Origin of the sequence: Clostridium sp. AF19-22AC (assembly GCF_003479085.1) — a bacterium.
GTDB lineage: Bacteria > Bacillota > Clostridia > Lachnospirales > Lachnospiraceae > Faecalicatena_A > Faecalicatena_A orotica.
This window is the reverse complement of record NZ_QUGN01000019.1, coordinates 92,469-110,291: the sequence shown is the minus strand read 5'-3', so window position 1 is coordinate 110,291 and position 17,823 is coordinate 92,469. Positions and strand designations below refer to the sequence as shown.

The window sequence follows — 17,823 nt, the reverse complement described above, 5'->3', positions numbered from 1 at the left end:
CGTCATCGGTTCCGGTTTTTACCAGTCCCTCAAGCGACAGCCTGATTATGATACCATATCATACCAGTTTTTGTCAACATTTTTCGACACTTTTTTGTCAGCTTTTTTTGACAGTTTTTACAACCATCCGTCTACCGTACCGTCTTATCAGGCGATTGCTTCCGCATCCCTGATTCAGTCAGTCGCAGGTATTTATCAGCGACGAATGTTATAATACCATCCCCCGTCTTAATTGTCAATAATTTTTATATTTTTTATTTAATTCATGCAATTTAGACAATTTATATCTTTAAACAACGACTAAAAGCGACACATTTGTTTTTTCTAATTGAGAAGTATGACGAGATACAGTATAATCAAACGGACAGCAGGTTTATAATACAAAATATGAGGTGACTAATATGCTGCATATAGCCATATGCGATGATGAACAAAAATTTACCGAGCAGTTGCACGAACTTCTGAAGCATTATGAACAAGAGGCCGGGGAACTGTTCAGGATAACAACATTCTGTGACGGCAGTGAACTGATTGACCACTATGACACTACAATTGACCTGATTTTTCTCGATATCAAAATGAATAAAATGAATGGTTTTAAGACAGCAGAACTGATCCGGCAGAAAGATTCCCAAGTCAGCATCATCTTTCTGACCACATTGACCCAGTACGGTCTTGAAGGTTATAAGTATCAGGCAACCAATTACATTATTAAACCTATGAAATACGCCCGTCTGAAGTCTGAGATGGACCGCTGGATCGAAACCCACCGGAAAAATGATGTTTCTTCTATAATAGTAACGAATGATACCGGAAAATATAAAATCCCGCTGAAGTCTCTTCGATATGTAGAAACATTTAACCGTAATCTGCTCCTGCACACGGAAGATGAAAATATTGTCTGCTATAAAAGTATGAAGGAAATGGAGCAGGAACTGTGTGATTACAGCTTTGCCCGCTGCCATACAAGTTATATTGTTAATTTATTCTATATAAAAGGCGTAAAAAAGCTGGAAGTGGAGCTGATTACAGGACAGAAGCTTCCGATCAGCCAGCCGAAGCGAAAAAGTTTTATGGATCAGCTGACGCAATACTGGGGGGATATGTTATGATACTTGCTTTAGATATCCTGGCCGAAATATTTACATGGCTTTATGGATTTGTCTTCTATTGGATCATTAGAACTTTTTTACCGACACGCAGGTATACAGTAATAAAAATTGCTGCCTTTTTTGCATGCTCCTACATTGCTAAAACAGTTATATACGCCAATGACCTTATAAACCTTTTCGGTGCCTTAATTGCCTTATTTCTTTATCTCCTGGTCTTCCATACAGGCAGTTTTGTGGAAAAATTCTCTGCCCTGCTTGTATTTTATCCTGCGATGATCGCGGTCAACTACTTAACGCTTAATATAGGTACGCGGCTGTTTTTCGGAATCACAAATGCAAAATCCGATACTGCATTTTCTCCGGAAGTGCTTTTAATCAGTACTCTCATCCATGTAGTGGAGGTACTTTTGCGGCTGTTCTTTTGGACAGGGGCCTGGCTGGTCACGAAGAAGTTACTAAGAGGTATTACCCTGGACCTGGGAACACGTATGTGGCTGTTTGTAGACCTACTGCTTTCTGCCCCTTTTGTCGCTGTTTTTACAACTATACTTTTTATGCCGGAACAGGTCATCAGCATTTATCCCATCTGCGGTGCCTCGATTTTCACCAGCTTCGGCTGTATTTACCTCACATCGTATATCTGCCGGACTATGAAGCTGGAATTCCATGCACACGAACTGGAACTAAAACACTCTTATTATGAAGATAAGCTCAAGGAAGAAGAACGTATCCGCCGGATTTACCACGACCTAAAAAACCATCTGCTGGTTCTGCAGTCAGCCTCGTCCTGTACTCCGGAAACACAGCAATCTATTCAGGAACTCCGCTCCCAGATAGAGGGCTACGAAAATTACTATCACACCGGTAATCCTTTTCTGGATATCCTGCTCCGTGACAAAGCAAGGTCAGCCCAGGAAAACCAGATTGATTTCAGTGCACTCGTACATTTCAAAGACGGAACCTTTATCGAACCGCTGGACATCAGCGCCATTTTCGGAAACGCTCTGGACAACGCAATCGAGGCCAGTATCCTGCTTCCGCCTGAAAAACGTCTCATAACACTGAAAGCCGACCGCATCCGTGATATGCTTTCCATCCATGTGGAAAACAACATTACCGCGGATATGAAGATGCCCGAAAGGACAAGTAAAACTGACAGCCTCGTGCATGGCTTTGGTCTTACAAACATCAAAGCCGCCGTGGAAAAGTACGAGGGACAGTGCATCACCCAGATCATGAACGAGACCTTCCACCTGAAAATTGTAATTCCGGTTTCATAAAATCAATCAAATACCGGCATCTAAGAGAGGATTCCAAAAGTCTAAAACCGACTTGCGGGGCCCTCTTTTCTTTCCATCATCTTAGTTTTTTCCTCCTGAATATTAGTTTTTTCATTCTCCATTGCCTTTTTCCCCTGCAGAAATATAATAAGCTCAAGTACAGAAAACATTCGCAGAAATGAGGGAGAAAAGTTATGAGTATTTTAAAAACAAAAAATCTGAAAAAGTATTATGGAACAGAACCAAATATCGTAAAGGCACTGGACGACGTCAGCATCTCTATTGAACAGGGAGAATTTACGGCCATTATCGGAACATCCGGAAGTGGGAAATCCACGTTGTTAAATATGTTGGGAGGGCTGGACCACCCGACCTCCGGCAGTGTTAAAGTAGACAATTTTGAGCTGGGCAAGTTAAACGATGAGGACCTGACTGTATTCCGCCGCCAGCGCATCGGCTTCATCTTCCAGAACTATAATCTAGTTCCCGTTTTAAATGTATATGAAAACATTATAATGCCAATCCAGCTGGACCAGAAGAAACCGGACAGAAAATTTATCCGGGAAATCGTCGAATTACTTGGCCTCGAAAAGAAACTCGATAACATGCCGAATAATCTTTCCGGCGGCCAGCAGCAGCGCGTGGCAATCGCAAGGGCCCTTGCAAGCAAACCAGCCATCATCCTTGCAGATGAACCTACCGGTAATCTGGACAGCAAGACGAGTGACGAGGTAATTGATCTCCTAAAGAGAACAAGCCGCACATTCGGACAGACCATTGTAATGATTACCCACAATCCTGAAATTGCAGCTTTGGCTGACCGGACCATCCGCATCGAAGATGGCAGAATCCACGAATAGGGCGGTGACAATATGAAAAATAGAAATTCTATCCTAAGCACGATTACGGCGCGCAGCTTTAAGGCAAACCGTACCAGAAACAGGGTTGCGATTCTTGCAATCGCACTGACAACGCTGATGTTTACCTCACTTTTTGTATTATCACAGAGCATGACTAAAAATCTGATTGAAATGACATTCCGGCAATCCGGGTATGATGCACAGGTTTCATTTAAATCTATTACAGAAGAACAGGCAGAAAAAATCAGTTCCCACCCCGATGTGGAAGAATTGGGAAATAGTATCGTTATGGGGCTCGCCGAAAACCAAAAACTTTCAGGCCGCCAGCTGGAAATACGCTGGGGCGATGACAGCTATGCTTCACACTCCTTTGCATTTCCGACGACCGGCACCATGCCCGGGGCCGCGGATGAAGTGGCTCTGGATACGCTTGTACTGGACCGGCTGGGCATCCCGCATACGCTGGGGGAAGCAGTGACTCTGGAATGGCGCAAAGATCCGGCTTCTGATGAAATAACCTCCTCCACCTTTACACTCTGTGGTTACTGGGATGGCAACCAGTCAGCCTATGCAAGCATGGCATGGGTCAGCCGCACCTTTGCCGATGAGATGACGGCCGGTCTGGATTCCTCCGGCGAGAGCCAGATTCTGGGACTTCATATGGCACAGGTTTCTCTGAAAAGCGACAGCCATATCGAAGAAACAATGGATGATATCCTTAAGGATTTAGACCTGTCCGGCCTTCGCTATTCAATGAATCTTGCATACTCTCCGGAAATGAATGCTTCAGCGACTCAGGAAACCATACCAATGTACCTTGGAATGGTACTTGTTTTCATAGCAGGCTATCTAATTATTTATAACATTTTCCAGATTTCCGTGACCGCTGATATCCAGTTTTACGGACAGTTGAAAACACTTGGTACGACGACAAAACAGATTAAGAAGATCATATACGGACAGGCTGACAGACTGTGTCTGATCGGTATTCCGGCCGGGCTTGTGCTCGGATACCTGTTGGGCATGGTGCTTGTCCCCGTCATGCTCGGTATGATGGACGGACAGATTTCCGTCTCTGCCAATCCTTTGATTTTTATCGGCTCCACGCTCTTTGCATGGCTTACCGTGCTTATTTCCTGCCTGCGTCCGGCACGCCTTGCGGGGAAGGTGTCCCCGATTGAAGCTCTTCGTTACAATGACAGTGGTACCTCTTCCAAAAAGAAAACAAAAAAAAGCAGGAAGGGGGCCTCACTTCCCGGCATGGCCTTTGCCAATCTTGGAAGAAACAAAAAGCGCACCGTACTGGTCATAAGCTCTCTTTCTCTTGGCCTTGTACTGCTGAGCTGTTTTTATGCCAAAAATGCTTCCTTTGACATGGAAAAATATCTGTCCGGCCTGACGATTTCGGATTTTGAGCTGTCAGATTCCACACACGAAGACCGGACTGCCGGCTATAATCCCAACGGCACCACCCTGAATCAGGAGCTGTCGGCACGCGTAGAAGCACTGAATGGATTAGAAGGTATAGGGCACATGTATTCCAGCCAGCTGTCCTTAGAGATAGATCATCAGACCCTGCAAAATTTAAAAACCTATTATACAGAGGATGTCCTAAAAGAATGGGCCAGCTATGACAAACAGGGGGCCCAGGCCGCAGCACAGGCAATGGAGGATAAGAAGGCCGCGGCAGTGGTATATGGACTCGATGGGATTCCATTGGATACCATTGTACAGGAGCAGTATCTCCTGAAGGGTGATTTTGATGCCGAAAAATTCAGTACCGGGAAATATGTACTGGCACTTACACCTGCTATAGAAAAAGATTCCATTGATCAGAATACTGTACTTCCGACCGCTTCTATCGGAAGTGAAGTCATAATCGGTGATAATACTTACACCGTTATGGCAAATGTTTTTCCTGTAAATTCCATTGCTAACGGTGCAGTGGAAGACACACAAAAGCGTCAGTTCCATATGAGTTTTATCATTCCGTCCGAACACTTCAAAGAACTCTGGCCCGATCACACACTTCGTAAACTATTCTTCAATGTGGATGATCAGGAAATTGCTGCCGCACAAAAAATGCTGGATGACTACACCCGGAATGTAGATACAACCCTTCCTGTCACATCCAGAAAAACAATGGAGGAACAGTATAAAGAAGAGACCCGTGCCTCCACCGTCATCGGCAATGCCATCAGTATCGTCATTGCACTGGTTGGAATCCTGAATTTTGTAAACAGTATGGTGACCGCGATCGTATCCAGAAAAAAAGAATTCGCAATGATCCAGAGTATCGGAATGACCAAAAGGCAGCTTTGCAGAATGCTCGTTTTTGAAGGGCTTTTCTATGCCGGATTTACCCTTCTTGTTTCCTACACCCTCAGTTCCCTGACCGTGGGAACCATAATCAGGGCTATGGCCGCAGACGGATACGCAACCTTCCGCTTCACACTGTTCCCACTCTTCGTCTGCACACCGGTTATCCTTGCCCTTGCAGTACTTATACCGTACGCCTGCTTTAAGAACCTTGAGAAGCAAAGCATTGTCGAACGGTTAAGAATGGAATAGCCTTTCCTTTACATTCTGCGTATTCTATGCTAAGGTATTATTCATAAAGGTGGCAGGGCAATGGACATACATTTTATCAGAATACAGTTGGAATCAATCAGGAAAATTAAAGAATCAAAAAGCAGATGGCGAAAGTCATCTGCTTTTTTCACTTTATTCAGGTAAATTGCTACTCTGCTGCCGGATTATAGGATAAAGGGGGAAAATTATGAATACTTCTCATTTGAAAAACTTATTTTTAGTTCTGCTTGGCAATACAATCTACGCACTTGGCATTACTATGTTCATTCTGCCCGGCAAAATGATCACCGGAGGTACAACCGGACTCGCGCTTACCTTCAACCACTACTTTCAGGTTCCGATTTCTGTATTTGTATTCGGCTTTAACTTCATCATGTTTATTCTGGGTGCCGCCGTTCTCGGAAAACATTTTGCGCTGACCACATTAGTCAGTACATTTTACTATCCGGTTATCCTGGGTGTCTTCCAGAAGATTCCTGCCCTTGGGCAGGTCACTGACGACAGAATGCTCTCCACAATCTGCGGGGGGATCATGATCGGCTTTTCCATCGGACTTGTCATCCGTGCCGGGGCATCCACGGGAGGCATGGATATTCCTCCCCTTGTGCTGAATAAGAAACTGGGCCTTTCGGTTTCTGCAATGCTGTATGTATTCGACTGTTCCATCCTGATTCTGCAGATGACATTTTCTAATGCAGAACAGACTATTTATGGAATTGTACTCGTTATGATCTATTCTGTCATACTTGATAAATTCCTGATTATGGGTACTTCACAGACAGAGGTAAAGATTATCAGCACGCAGTATGATGCAATCAACCACATGATCCAGAAACAGCTTGACCGGGGAACAACCTTTCTTCAGGCGGAAACAGGTTATTTAAATATAAACCAGCCGATTGTGCTCACTGTTATCTCTAACCGCGAGCTGGTCAAGCTGAATAAGCTGGTCATGGATCTTGACCCGAAAGCATTTATTATTATCAGTCATGTGAATGAGGTAAAAGGGCGTGGTTTCTCCAGCCAGAAAATATATAAATAATAGCATGCTATATGTTTTAGGAAGAGCCGCACGGCAGATATTATTGTTATTAATACCTGTCGTGCGGCTCTTGTGCATTGTTACTGCTTCACCCCTTCTGGCATGCACAGCAACAGCATCTTCTTTACAATAGATTCATAGCATCGTTGATCGTCCTGACCCCGACTACTTTAATTCCTTTTATTTCTTTCACCATTTCCCTGCATACCTCCGGGATGATACAGGTCTCAAATCCCAGCTTCTTCGCCTCCCCGACTCTCTGTTCCGGCATGTTGACCGCCCGCACTTCACCGCTTAATCCAACTTCACCGAACACGATCATCTTCTCATCAATCGGGCGGTTTTTATAGCTGGATACAAGCGCCATGACGATTCCAAGGTCAATCGCAGGTTCATTCATCTTAATCCCGCCTGCAATATTTACATATGCATCATAATTGGAAAGGGGCAGCCCGATACGTTTTTCCAGAACCGCCATGAGCAGATTCACCCTGTTATAATCTGTACCAGCCGCAGTCCGCCTCGGCAGTCCGAAGTTGCTCTGGCAGACCAACGCCTGTATTTCTATCAGGATCGGCCTGGTTCCTTCCATCGAACACGCCACTACTGAACCGGAGGCATTTTCAGGTTTGCCGCTCAGCATATACTCGGACGGGTTTTCCACCTCCACAAGGCCGTTCTGCCTCATCTCGAACACCCCGATTTCATTCGTAGAACCAAATCTGTTCTTCACGCCCCGCAGGATACGGTAGGAGGCATGTCTGTCCCCCTCGAAATAAAGCACCGTGTCTACCATGTGCTCCAGTACTCTCGGTCCTGCAACGGTCCCCTCCTTTGTAACGTGCCCGACGATGAAGATTGATATTCCGAGCCCTTTCGCAAGCTGCATAAAAACATTTGTAGACTCCCTGACCTGCGACACACTCCCCGGTGCGGATGCAACTTCCTCACTGTACATTGTCTGGATGGAATCAATGATGACCATCTCCGGACGCTGGTTCTCAATCACAGTCCGGATCGTCTCCAGATTCGTTTCACAGAGGAGCTTCAGATTCTCCTTAAATTCCCCCATCCGGTTTGCACGCAGTTTGATCTGCGCAAGAGATTCCTCACCGGAGATATACAGTGTATGTTTCGTCTGCGACAGGTTCTGGCATACCTGCAGCAGAAGCGTCGACTTACCGATACCCGGATCACCGCCGACCAGTACAAGCGATCCCGGCACAATGCCTCCCCCCAGCACCCGGTCCAGTTCCCGGATTCCTGTCAAAACCCTTGTATGATCGTCCGCACTGACTTCTGAAAGAGAGACTACCTGGGTCTCTCTCGCTGTCTTCACCGTACTGCTCTTTGTAACACTAACCTTTTCTTCCACAAAAGAATTCCATTCTTTACATGCCGGACACTGCCCCAGCCATTTCGTTTCCTCATGACCACAGTTCTGGCAGAAAAATACGCTCTTCTTAGCCTTTGCCATGCTGCTCCTCTCCGTGAAAAAAGGGACAGATCTCCTGCCCCCTTTTATTCCTTATCCTTTTATCATCCTGTCATAAAGTCCCACCACGCCTTAAAACCGGTGCTTCTTAGCACTTTACAACTTCTACAACAACACCGTCATCGGATGTAAATTCCACACTTACGCTTAACTTTCCGCTTAAGTTCGTCATCATCTTACCTGCGGACACTTCATCAATGAACACTTCATATTCACTCTCCGGCTCGAGCTCCAGTGTAAACTGTACATCTTCCGGTGCAGATACTTTAAATGCTACGGATGTATCTGCCGCGCTGAAATTCTCTACTGTGCTTCCCGGTACGGATTCGTATACGAACATGCCATTCTTCTCCAGCTTCGTGATCTCCTTGAATGTCTTTACTTTATAAATATCGCCTTCAAATTCGAAATTATCCAGTTTTGTCTTCTTATCGAGTGTATAATCTCCAAAGCTGAGTGTTCCGTCCTCTTCTGCGCGTAATAATTCTTTTACTGTTGCCATCTTTCCTTGTCCTCCTAGGTATTTCAGATTGTTGGTTATCCTATTTGTATCCTGTCTGGTATCTATTATATAATAATTCGATTTTATTTTCTACTCATTTGTGGACTTTGGGTAAAATTTAATTTCTTTTTTAGATAATCCAACTTCGACATGGTCGCCTTCTTTCACTTCACCGTTTAGAATCGCCTCTGCCAGCTTATCCTCCAGTTCTGTCTGCATGGCCCTTTTGAGCGGCCGCGCGCCATATTTCGCATCGGTCCCTTTCTCGACAATATGCTTCTTGGCAGAATCACGCATAGTCAGGGTAATATTCATCTGACTCTTGACACGCTTCGTAAATGCTCTGCACAGCAGTGTTACAATCTGCTTCATATGTGTGCTGTTCAGGGCGTGGAATACGATGATTTCATCAATCCTGTTCAGGAATTCCGGCCGGAAGATTGTCTTAACTTCATCCATGACATTCTGCTTCATACGCTTGTAATCATCCGCCGGATTCTCTTTTGTGGCAAAGCCGAGTTTCTTTGGCTCCACAATTGCCTTTGCACCCGCATTGGATGTCATAATAATGACCGTGTTGCAGAAATCTACCTTCCGTCCCTGTGAATCAGTAATGTGCCCGTCATCCAGTACCTGAAGGAGGATATTGAACACATCCGGATGTGCCTTCTCCACCTCGTCAAAAAGAATTACCGAGTATGGATGCGTGCGCACCTGGTCACTCAGCTGTCCGCCTTCCTCATGTCCGACATATCCCGGAGGTGAACCGATCATCTTGGACACGGAATGCTTCTCCATATACTCGGACATGTCAACCCGTATCATGGACTCTTCATTGCCGAACAGTGCCTCGGCCAATGCCTTTGACAGCTCTGTCTTTCCGACACCTGTCGGTCCCAGGAATAAGAAGGAACCAATCGGGCGCTTTGGATCTTTCAGGCCCACGCGTCCCCTCTTGACAGCTCTGGCAACCGCGCTGACAGCTTCATCCTGCCCAATCACTCTTTTATGCAGGACCTGTTCCAGCTTCTTCAGACGGTCTGTATCACTCTCCGCCAGCTTCTGTACCGGCACCTTGGTCCATGCAGATACAACTTCTGCGATATCATCCTCTTTCACCTCCGGATGGTGTGCAGCCGTCTTCTTCTGGAAGCGCTTTCTTAAACCTTCCAGCTTATCCTCCACGTCCTTCTGTTCTTTATGAAGTCTGGAGGCCTCGTCAAAATTACCTGCTTTTATACTATCTTCCTTCTGCTTAATCAGGCTTTTAAGCGTCTCTTCCAGAGTCTTCAAATTCTCCGGAACCTTATATCCGCGCATACTCACCTTGGAACACGCCTCATCCAGCACGTCGATTGCTTTATCCGGGAGATTCCTGTCTGTAATATAGCGCTCAGATAAATGAACAGACGCCTCCAGCGCTTCCTTTGTAATAACTACCTTATGATGTGTCTCGTACTTATCCGCCAGTCCTTTCAGAATCTCCAGACACTGTTCTTTAGACGGTTCCTCTACGGTAATGGGCTGGAAACGGCGCTCCAGCGCTGCATCTTTTTCGATATACTTGCGGTATTCTGCGATCGTAGTTGCGCCGATTAACTGCATCTCCCCGCGGGCAAGCGCCGGCTTCAGAATACTGGATGCATCTATCGCGCCTTCCGCCCCGCCTGCGCCGATAATGGTATGCAGCTCATCAAGGAACAGGATAATATTGCCGCTTGATTTCACTTCTGAAATCAGGCCTTTCATTCTCTCTTCAAATTCACCGCGGTATTTTGATCCCGCGATCAGTCCGGGAAGGTCCAGAGTATAGATTCTCTTCCCTTTCATATTCTCTGGCACAACGCCTGTCGCAATCCTTGCCGCAAGCCCCTCAATGATAGCAGTCTTGCCGACACCCGGCTCCCCTACCAGACACGGGTTATTCTTTGTCCGCCTGCTTAACACCTGCATGAGGCGGTAAATCTCATCCTCTCTTCCAATCACCGGGTCCAGACGGCCTTCCTCCGCCTCCCCAGTCAGGTCCGTACAGAACTGCTCGACTGAACTGCTTTTCCCTCTGGAATCGTCCTGCATCTCTTCCTGGTACTCCTTCGGGTCCATTCCGACGGCATTCAGCACATCCTGCAGAATCTTCTGGAGACTGATATTTAATGTAATCAGGACCCTTGTTGCCACGCAGTCCACATCATGGATCATAGCCAGCAGAAGGTGCTCCGTCCCCACACTCCTTGTGTGCAGGTGCTGTGCCTCCTTCGCACTGTTATCCAGCAGATATAGAAGCCTCGGGCTTTCCTTTGGATTCTCCTTTTCCAGTTCCTCCGAAGCCGGCACAATCAGTTCATCCATCAGACGGAGTATCTTCTCCTCATCCACATCATTCATTGCCAGTATCTGTCCGGCAACCCCTGTAAACTCTTTCCTTAACCCGAGAAGCAAATGTTCCGTCCCAATATACGGATGCTTCAGCTTCTTTGCCATCGTCCCCGCATACTTGATCGCGCGCTCGGCCTGTTTTGTATAATTATTCAGCATGTCTTCCTCCTGTCACTTTTCCTAATTCAGCGGTCTGCTTTCTTAATTTGTAACTGTTCAGGACCATGAACAGTTACCTTAATTTTCATATTCATCAAATATCTCATCCACCAGATTATGCACTTCTTCCCTGGAAATATTCTTGCAGCATCCTTTTGCAAGTAAAATGATAAGCTGCGTCTTCATCTCTTCCATCGCCTTTATCTTGTCGATATCGAGGGCAATCACCGCCCCGCGCCTCCTGTCCAGCTGGATAAATCCTTCCTGTTTTAAGACACTGTATGCCTTATTCACAGTATGCATGTTCACGCCTACCGTATCGGCCAGCTGCCTTACGGACGGCAGAGGGTCCCCCTCGTGAATAGTGGACGTCGCAATCCCTATAATGATCTGGTTGCGCAATTGAATATATATCGCTTCATCACTGTTAAAATCTATCTCAATCAGCATAACATCACCTGCCTTTTTGTTATACATATGTTAGCACACATGGACTTGTTTTAGCAAGCCCGGATTCAGACAATACGATATCCGATTACAGATCCTGCTTTAAAGAAAGCCATTTCCAATGTAGAAAAAGTATTTTCTTTATATAAAGAAGGAAAATCAATCCCAGATATTGCATCTGAACTTGATTTTCCCCAGTCTTATATACATGATATTTTATTGTGTGCACAGTCGCTGGCAGAAGAAGATTATGTCGCCATCGCCATGCTTATGCTTGAAAATTAATCCCGGATATCCGGCCTGATCCTACAGGGCCCTCAGTTTTTCCACAAATTCATTACTCAGGCAGATCTTAGCCACATAGAATACTTCCCCAGTCATATACACATCCCAGTTTTCATCGATCTCCACCTGTAGTTCACCACCCGGCATGTGCACGATTACCTTGTTCCCGGTCAGCCCCAGTTTGTAAGCAACTCCGGCTGCGGCGCATGCCCCTGTTCCTGTAGCCATCGTGTAGCCGGCTCCGCGCTCAAAAGTTTCTATCGCAATGTTATTATTATCAATCACTTTCATGATCTCTGTGTTGATGCGCTCTGGGAAATATCTTGCTACTTCTGAATAATTACCGATCTTGCATACAAGCGGTTTGGAAATCTCACGCATCGGAATAACGCAGTGCGGGTTTCCTACTGACACACATGTTACAGGATACAGGGTCCTTCCGAATACCATATCCTCATTGATTACTTCTCTGCGCTCTCCCGTCACCGGAACCTCATCGCTCCAGAAAGACATCTTTCCCATTGATATACGAAGCCGGCTTCCGTCCTCATTGAGATATGTGATCTCAACCAGTCCGCCGTCCGTGACCAGCTTATAGTTTTTCTTCTGCACATATCCGGCATCCTTTAAATATTTTGCAAAAATGCGGACGCCGTTCCCACTCTTCTCAGCGATACTTCCATCCGGGTTCCAGATTTTTAAAGACATATGCTTCTCACCGATAAAAGGGCCTTCCAGAATACCGTCAGATCCAAGTCCCATATTTCTGTTGCAAAGCATCTCAACATTCTCTTTATTCAATTTCAGTTCATTCTTATTCGGGTCAAATACCAGATAATCATTTCCAAGTCCATGATAACGTTCCAATGTAATTTTCATACTCACGCACCTCCTGTTTCTAACATTATATCAGGCATTTTCTTCATATAATACGGAGTAAATGCTTTTCATATTGCAAATAATGCTCTATAATAAAAAAGGAATTTAGGACAGAAAGGAGCAATTATGCAGCAATATAATAAACGCGGGTACTTAAACAGCGATTTCCGTATCTTCCATATAAAAGATACTGTTTCCAGAGAGTTCGAATTTCATTACCACGATTTTCACAAAATCACGATTTTTATAAAAGGGAAGGTGCAGTATATTATAGAAGGAAAGTCCTATGCACTGGAGCCTTACGATATCGTCCTTGTAAACCGCAATGATATACACCGGGTACAGGCAGACAGTTCCCAGCCTTATGAACGGATCATCGTCTATATATCACCGGGGTTCATGGAGGACTACAAGACATCCGAGTATGATCTGAACTACTGCTTCGAAAAAGCAAGAAAAGAACACTCTAACGTGCTTCGCATCCATTCCCTCGAGAAAAGTTCTCTGTTCCGGGTGACGAACCGCCTTGAGCGTTCCTTTCTTGATGAAGAGTATGCCAGCAGTTTATACCGGCAGATCCTGTTCCTTGAGTTTATGATCCAGCTGAACCGTGCAGCAATCAAGAATCATGTGGAGTTCCTTGACACAGAACTGTATAACACGAAAATCGTTGACATTATGCAGTATATCAATACCCATCTCACGGAAAACCTCGATATCGACACTCTTGCAAAGACATTTTACATCAGCAGGTATTATATGATGCGCCTGTTTAAAGCAGAAACAGGTTACACAATCGGCAATTATATCACTTACCGGCGTCTCCTGCATGCAAGAGACCTGATTTTTGACGGTATGCCTATCACACAGGCATGCTTCGCCAGTGGGTTCCATGACTACTCCACATTTTCCCGCGCCTATAAATCGGAATTTTCCGAGGCTCCCCGGAACCTGCTCCGCCAATAATTTACCTGAAACCACTGCTTCGGTATGGATACAACAAACACAATGCCAAGAACAATCGCAAATGCCACCTTTATAGCGCCGATCCCGCGGCCGGCGGCCTCGGCCAGATTTCCCTGTACGACGTTGTATACGGTATAGTAGACCCCGGCTCCTGGTATCAGCGGGAATATCCCGGATACAAGGAATACGGTAATGGGGCACTTTTTCCACACGGCCAGTATCCGGGACATTAAAACGACCAGTACGGTCCCGAAAAATGTGGAAGTGGATACCGAAGCGCCGTTGATACAGATCAGATAACACAGCCAGCCTGCCATTCCGGTAAACCCACAGCAGATGTAGAATCTTTTCGGCACGTTAAATAGGACAGAGAATGCGATTGTCCCGAGAAAGGAACAAAACATATTAATAATAATATCCCCGATCAAATCCATCCACCTCCTGTAATCTTGTTATAGCACCCGAGCACAAATCCAACCCCGATGGCAATGTAAACAAATACCAGAAGCGCATCTACGATCCTTACAATCCCGGAAATAAAGTCACTGTTGGCAATATCACGAATCGAGTTTACAAATGCAACCCCGGGTACAAGCGGCAGAATGGACCCGATGATCAGCTTATCCATCCTGACAGGAAACGGCCACGGTATCGAAAGCGCCAGTAAAGCCATAACCGTTATGAATCCGCCTCCCACAATATTCGTAATAATCTTCGTCAGTCTGTGGTTCTCCGCAAAGATCACAAAGACATAGAGGAGGCACCCGATCAGCACTGCAATCATACTCTCCCAGAAATTCGCCTGCAAAAGGTAACAGAAACACCCGCTCCCGATTCCTGCGGCTAAAATACGGAACCGCCCCCGCTTCGGAGGCATCTTCTCTATCTCTTCCAGCCGCATGCGTGCTTCCTTCAATCCAATCTTCCCCGCCGAAATCTCTCTCGATAGGTCATTCACCTCAGTCACGATCCCCAGATGGAAGCCGGAAATCGGAATGTGCTTCACCTTCGCATAGATATCCTCTGTCTCATCCCGGGCCGTAATAAAGATCCCGTTGCTCATAACGAACGACTCCACGTCTCCGATCTTATACCGTCCGCATACATGGTCGATCGTCTCCTCCACCCGGAATATCTCGGCTCCGTTTTTCAGGAGCACCCTCCCCATATTCATGGCCAGATCCAAAACATCCCTCATGTCGACACTTTCATCCTGCGCCTTCTTATCCGTCGTGCAATCTATTCTGTCATCCATACAAAATCCCCCAAAACACCTGCATTTACACAGTTTTATTCACATTCTGCTTTCAAGTAATCTATTGTAGCACGCTTTTGTTAGAAAGTCATCGGCCATATGTTAAGTTATTTATTTAACAACAGTTCACAGACATTGTTTTCTCTCTACGGGTATCCGCGGTCATAAAAAGCGGCTGTAATCCGATGTACATATCAGATTACAGCCGCTTTTTCTTTATGCCTTAGCCTTTTTGTTCTGTCCTGTCAGTGTCCTGACTCCGTCTACTGCCAGCACTGCCGCCAGTACAATAAGCAGTACGCTGATAATCAGGCGGATATAGCACCATACGACTCCGTCTGCCCCTGCCATAATTCCGGCAAAGTTTGTTTTAATTGTCAGGCAGAGTGATGTCAGTGTCACAATCAGCATGAATGCCATCGGAAGCAGGAACATCTTGTTGTTCTTTCCGACTTTTCCGAGCCATGTTGCAACAGCCAGCAGGCCGAGTGCAGCAAGAAGCTGGTTCGCAGCACCGAACAGCGGCCATACATTTGCATAGCCTGTCATACCGAGTGCTATACCGAGCACAACTGTTATGATAGTCGCTACATATGGATTTGTCAGGACTTTCTTATACCCGGTTGCTGTCTTCACATCCTCGCCCGGCTCCAGCCAGAATTCCTGAAACATATAGCGTGCAAGACGTGTCGCTGTATCCAGTGATGTCAGGCAGAATGCAGAAACTGCAAGCACCAGCATGGAGAAGATTACACTCTCGGCACCTTTCAGGAAAGGAATGGTAGATGTCATCTTTGAAATACCGGTTGCAAATACGTTTGTCGGAACAACAAGCTCTCCTGCAGAGTAGTTTTTCCATACGTATCCAACTGCACAAAGAGAAATAATTGCCAGAGCACATTCAATCAGCATACCGCCGTATGCGATTGGGCGTGCATCTTTTTCACTGTTCAGCTGTTTTGCCGTCGTTCCGGAACCAACCAGTGAATGGAAACCAGAGATCGCCCCGCAGGCAATTGTAATAAACAATGCAGGGAACATATATCCCAGAGAGGTCCCTGTCGGCATCAGAGTATCCTTAAATCCTGTAAATGCAGGAATATCAAGGCCCGCATTTCCTGTGAGTCCGGCTCCGATTACACCAACGATAGCCACAGCCATCATAAAGTAAAGCAAAAAGGAACTCAGGTAATCACGCGGCTGGAGCAGAATCCATACAGGTGTTACAGATGCTATCAGGATGTAGATTCCAACAATAATCATCCATGTCTTATTGCTCAGGTACAGCGGATGCCAGTTCAGCCCGATTACCATGCAGGCAATAATTGCAATAACACCAACGATTGTAGATACACCAAGGGATGCATTCTTTCTATAAACCAGAAAACCAAAAACGATGGAAATCACAATAAATAAAATAGAAATCATGGCTGTTGACGCATTTGCGGAGGATGCTGCATAGTCTACTGCACCTGTCTCTGTAAATGTAGCCATAAATGTATTTGCAACAATAGATGCAAATGCTGCAACAACTAGGAGCAATGTCAGATATGAGAATATAATGAAAATCTTCTTGGACTTTGTTCCCATTGTGTCAGCGATAACCTCACCGATAGACTGTCCTTTATGGCGGATGGATGCAAATAATGCACCAAAGTCATGAACAGCACCGAAGAAAATACCTCCGATCAAGATCCATAATAATACCGGAACCCAGCCAAATACTGCTGCCTGGATCGGTCCGTTGATCGGGCCCGCACCTGCAATGGATGAGAAATGATGTCCCATCAGTACCGGTGCCTTTGCCGGGCAATAATCCATCCCGTCTTCGAGTTCGTGTGCCGGAGTTTTTCTGGACGGGTCTACTCCCCACTGTCCTGCCAGCCATTTACCGTATGTAACGTAGGCAATGACAAGAATCAGGATTCCTACTAATAAAATTACTACTGCATTCATAGTTCACACTCCTTTTTTGTTGTTTAGTAGTAGCTTTTCTATATAAAAAGGTTCATAACCTTTTCATACCCTTACTTTTTCATATCCTTTGACCAGGTCCTTCGCTGCCCGGTTGCCTAAAACTTTATGGTTCTCCCTGTCAAAGACAAGAAGCCTTGCCTCTGCATAGCCCCGGAATCCAAGCCGGTAGTTCTTGAAATATTTAAACTGCTTTACCTGCTTTTTGACTTCCCCCGGGATGCCATTCTCACAGATGAATATTCCCGTTATATATGTATACATATGATGCTCAGCCGTACAGGCTTCTCCGCCCCTTACAATCTGAGGCTCTATGAAGGTAACGATATCCTCACGGAACCTTGCCAGATCCTCCGTAGTCAGCGCAGGCCTGCACGCAAAAAACGTATGCTCAAAGCAATTTGCCCGCCATAGTTCTGCCTTCTTTACGAGGACATACTTGGCACTGGTTACATTGAAAGCCGCATACGCATCAAATTTGTCCCCATTGACATCATACGGACGGGTTATATCAAAAGCTGACTGATAAGACTGCAGAAGCTTCTCTAAAAATTCCTGTCCTGTCATATTCCTATTCTCCTTTAAGGCTCTATCACTTT

16 protein-coding genes are annotated in these 17,823 nt (G+C 45.7%); 7 read left to right on the top strand and 9 right to left on the bottom strand.

All coding sequences use genetic code 11. From position 1 onward, the window contains the following. The 6 genes from DWX43_RS27195 to DWX43_RS19405 form a co-directional block, all read left to right on the top strand. Positions 1-214, top strand: a 214-nt coding sequence (locus tag DWX43_RS27195) for a hypothetical protein (RefSeq protein ID WP_207666099.1), incomplete at its 5' end; no start/stop codon positions are given. 187 nt (positions 215-401) lie between these two features. Further along, on the top strand, positions 402-1,112 hold the full coding sequence (locus tag DWX43_RS19425; RefSeq protein ID WP_109731129.1) for a LytTR family DNA-binding domain-containing protein: 711 nt from the start codon (positions 402-404) through the stop codon (positions 1,110-1,112). Further along, positions 1,109-2,392 carry a sensor histidine kinase gene (locus tag DWX43_RS19420; RefSeq protein ID WP_118621524.1) on the top strand — a complete coding sequence of 428 codons (1,284 nt, stop codon included), beginning with the start codon at positions 1,109-1,111 and terminating at the stop codon, positions 2,390-2,392. The genes DWX43_RS19425 and DWX43_RS19420 overlap by 4 nt, the downstream gene beginning before the upstream one ends. Positions 2,393-2,586: 194 nt before the next feature. Further along, positions 2,587-3,252: an ABC transporter ATP-binding protein gene (locus DWX43_RS19415; protein ID WP_109731131.1), complete on the top strand. Its 666-nt coding sequence runs from the start codon at positions 2,587-2,589 to the stop codon at positions 3,250-3,252. 12 nt (positions 3,253-3,264) lie between these two features. Further along, positions 3,265-5,823 carry an ABC transporter permease gene (locus DWX43_RS19410; protein ID WP_118621523.1) on the top strand — a complete coding sequence of 853 codons (2,559 nt, stop codon included), beginning with the start codon at positions 3,265-3,267 and terminating at the stop codon, positions 5,821-5,823. A gap of 208 nt (positions 5,824-6,031) precedes the next feature. After that, complete coding sequence (locus DWX43_RS19405) at positions 6,032-6,886, top strand: YitT family protein (RefSeq protein WP_118621522.1); 855 nt, start codon at positions 6,032-6,034, stop codon at positions 6,884-6,886. Positions 6,887-7,010: 124 nt separating this feature from the next. Here DWX43_RS19405 and radA read toward each other — a convergent pair whose 3' ends face one another. The 5 genes from radA to dapF all read right to left on the bottom strand — a co-directional run bounded on the left by radA (position 7,011) and on the right by dapF (position 13,029). After that, a complete protein-coding gene (gene radA / locus DWX43_RS19400; RefSeq protein WP_109731134.1) occupies positions 7,011-8,363 on the bottom strand; it encodes a DNA repair protein RadA in 1,353 nt (450 codons plus the stop codon). Between the two features lie 106 nt (positions 8,364-8,469). Then, positions 8,470-8,883, bottom strand: coding sequence for an endosialidase (locus tag DWX43_RS19395; RefSeq protein WP_109731135.1), 414 nt, complete (start codon positions 8,881-8,883; stop codon positions 8,470-8,472). A gap of 90 nt (positions 8,884-8,973) precedes the next feature. After that, a complete protein-coding gene (locus DWX43_RS19390; RefSeq protein ID WP_118621521.1) occupies positions 8,974-11,418 on the bottom strand; it encodes an ATP-dependent Clp protease ATP-binding subunit in 2,445 nt (814 codons plus the stop codon). A gap of 78 nt (positions 11,419-11,496) precedes the next feature. Next, entirely contained in the window at positions 11,497-11,868 is a 372-nt protein-coding gene (locus DWX43_RS19385; protein WP_109731137.1) for a GntR family transcriptional regulator, read from the bottom strand. Between the two features lie 303 nt (positions 11,869-12,171). Beyond that, on the bottom strand, positions 12,172-13,029 hold the full coding sequence (gene dapF, locus DWX43_RS19380) for a diaminopimelate epimerase (protein ID WP_118621520.1): 858 nt from the start codon (positions 13,027-13,029) through the stop codon (positions 12,172-12,174). A 126-nt stretch (positions 13,030-13,155) separates the two neighbouring features. On the opposite strand from dapF, the gene DWX43_RS19375 reads away from it, so the two are divergent. Then, positions 13,156-13,995 carry a helix-turn-helix domain-containing protein gene (locus tag DWX43_RS19375; protein ID WP_109731395.1) on the top strand — a complete coding sequence of 280 codons (840 nt, stop codon included), beginning with the start codon at positions 13,156-13,158 and terminating at the stop codon, positions 13,993-13,995. Here the strand turns inward: DWX43_RS19375 and DWX43_RS19370 are convergent. From DWX43_RS19370 to DWX43_RS19355, 4 genes are all read right to left on the bottom strand, one after another. Further along, positions 13,947-14,429, bottom strand: a complete 483-nt coding sequence (locus DWX43_RS19370; RefSeq protein ID WP_330405328.1) for a threonine/serine exporter family protein — start codon at positions 14,427-14,429, stop codon at positions 13,947-13,949. The two genes, DWX43_RS19375 and DWX43_RS19370, sit on opposite strands and share 49 nt — an antisense overlap. Beyond that, positions 14,420-15,250 carry a threonine/serine exporter family protein gene (locus DWX43_RS19365; protein ID WP_109731140.1) on the bottom strand — a complete coding sequence of 277 codons (831 nt, stop codon included), beginning with the start codon at positions 15,248-15,250 and terminating at the stop codon, positions 14,420-14,422. Before DWX43_RS19365 ends, DWX43_RS19370 begins: the two co-directional genes overlap by 10 nt. 216 nt (positions 15,251-15,466) lie before the next feature. Next, on the bottom strand, positions 15,467-17,206 hold the full coding sequence (locus DWX43_RS19360) for a carbon starvation protein A (RefSeq protein WP_118621519.1): 1,740 nt from the start codon (positions 17,204-17,206) through the stop codon (positions 15,467-15,469). Between the two features lie 63 nt (positions 17,207-17,269). Next, positions 17,270-17,791 carry a hypothetical protein gene (locus DWX43_RS19355; protein ID WP_109731142.1) on the bottom strand — a complete coding sequence of 174 codons (522 nt, stop codon included), beginning with the start codon at positions 17,789-17,791 and terminating at the stop codon, positions 17,270-17,272. Between the last annotated feature and the right edge of the window lie 32 nt (positions 17,792-17,823).

What these genes read in the sequence shown, in the direction of transcription:
- DWX43_RS19425 (WP_109731129.1), top strand. Translation starts at nt 402, where the DNA reads ATGCTGCATATAGCCATATGCGATGATGAACAAAAATTTACCGAGCAG.
- DWX43_RS19420 (WP_118621524.1), top strand. Translation starts at nt 1,109, where the DNA reads ATGATACTTGCTTTAGATATCCTGGCCGAAATATTTACATGGCTTTAT.
- DWX43_RS19415 (WP_109731131.1), top strand. Translation starts at nt 2,587, where the DNA reads ATGAGTATTTTAAAAACAAAAAATCTGAAAAAGTATTATGGAACAGAA.
- DWX43_RS19410 (WP_118621523.1), top strand. Translation starts at nt 3,265, where the DNA reads ATGAAAAATAGAAATTCTATCCTAAGCACGATTACGGCGCGCAGCTTT.
- DWX43_RS19405 (WP_118621522.1), top strand. Translation starts at nt 6,032, where the DNA reads ATGAATACTTCTCATTTGAAAAACTTATTTTTAGTTCTGCTTGGCAAT.
- radA (WP_109731134.1), bottom strand. Translation starts at nt 8,363, where the DNA reads ATGGCAAAGGCTAAGAAGAGCGTATTTTTCTGCCAGAACTGTGGTCAT.
- DWX43_RS19395 (WP_109731135.1), bottom strand. Translation starts at nt 8,883, where the DNA reads ATGGCAACAGTAAAAGAATTATTACGCGCAGAAGAGGACGGAACACTC.
- DWX43_RS19390 (WP_118621521.1), bottom strand. Translation starts at nt 11,418, where the DNA reads ATGCTGAATAATTATACAAAACAGGCCGAGCGCGCGATCAAGTATGCG.
- DWX43_RS19385 (WP_109731137.1), bottom strand. Translation starts at nt 11,868, where the DNA reads ATGCTGATTGAGATAGATTTTAACAGTGATGAAGCGATATATATTCAA.
- dapF (WP_118621520.1), bottom strand. Translation starts at nt 13,029, where the DNA reads ATGAAAATTACATTGGAACGTTATCATGGACTTGGAAATGATTATCTG.
- DWX43_RS19375 (WP_109731395.1), top strand. Translation starts at nt 13,156, where the DNA reads ATGCAGCAATATAATAAACGCGGGTACTTAAACAGCGATTTCCGTATC.
- DWX43_RS19370 (WP_330405328.1), bottom strand. Translation starts at nt 14,429, where the DNA reads ATGGATTTGATCGGGGATATTATTATTAATATGTTTTGTTCCTTTCTC.
- DWX43_RS19365 (WP_109731140.1), bottom strand. Translation starts at nt 15,250, where the DNA reads ATGGATGACAGAATAGATTGCACGACGGATAAGAAGGCGCAGGATGAA.
- DWX43_RS19360 (WP_118621519.1), bottom strand. Translation starts at nt 17,206, where the DNA reads ATGAATGCAGTAGTAATTTTATTAGTAGGAATCCTGATTCTTGTCATT.
- DWX43_RS19355 (WP_109731142.1), bottom strand. Translation starts at nt 17,791, where the DNA reads ATGACAGGACAGGAATTTTTAGAGAAGCTTCTGCAGTCTTATCAGTCA.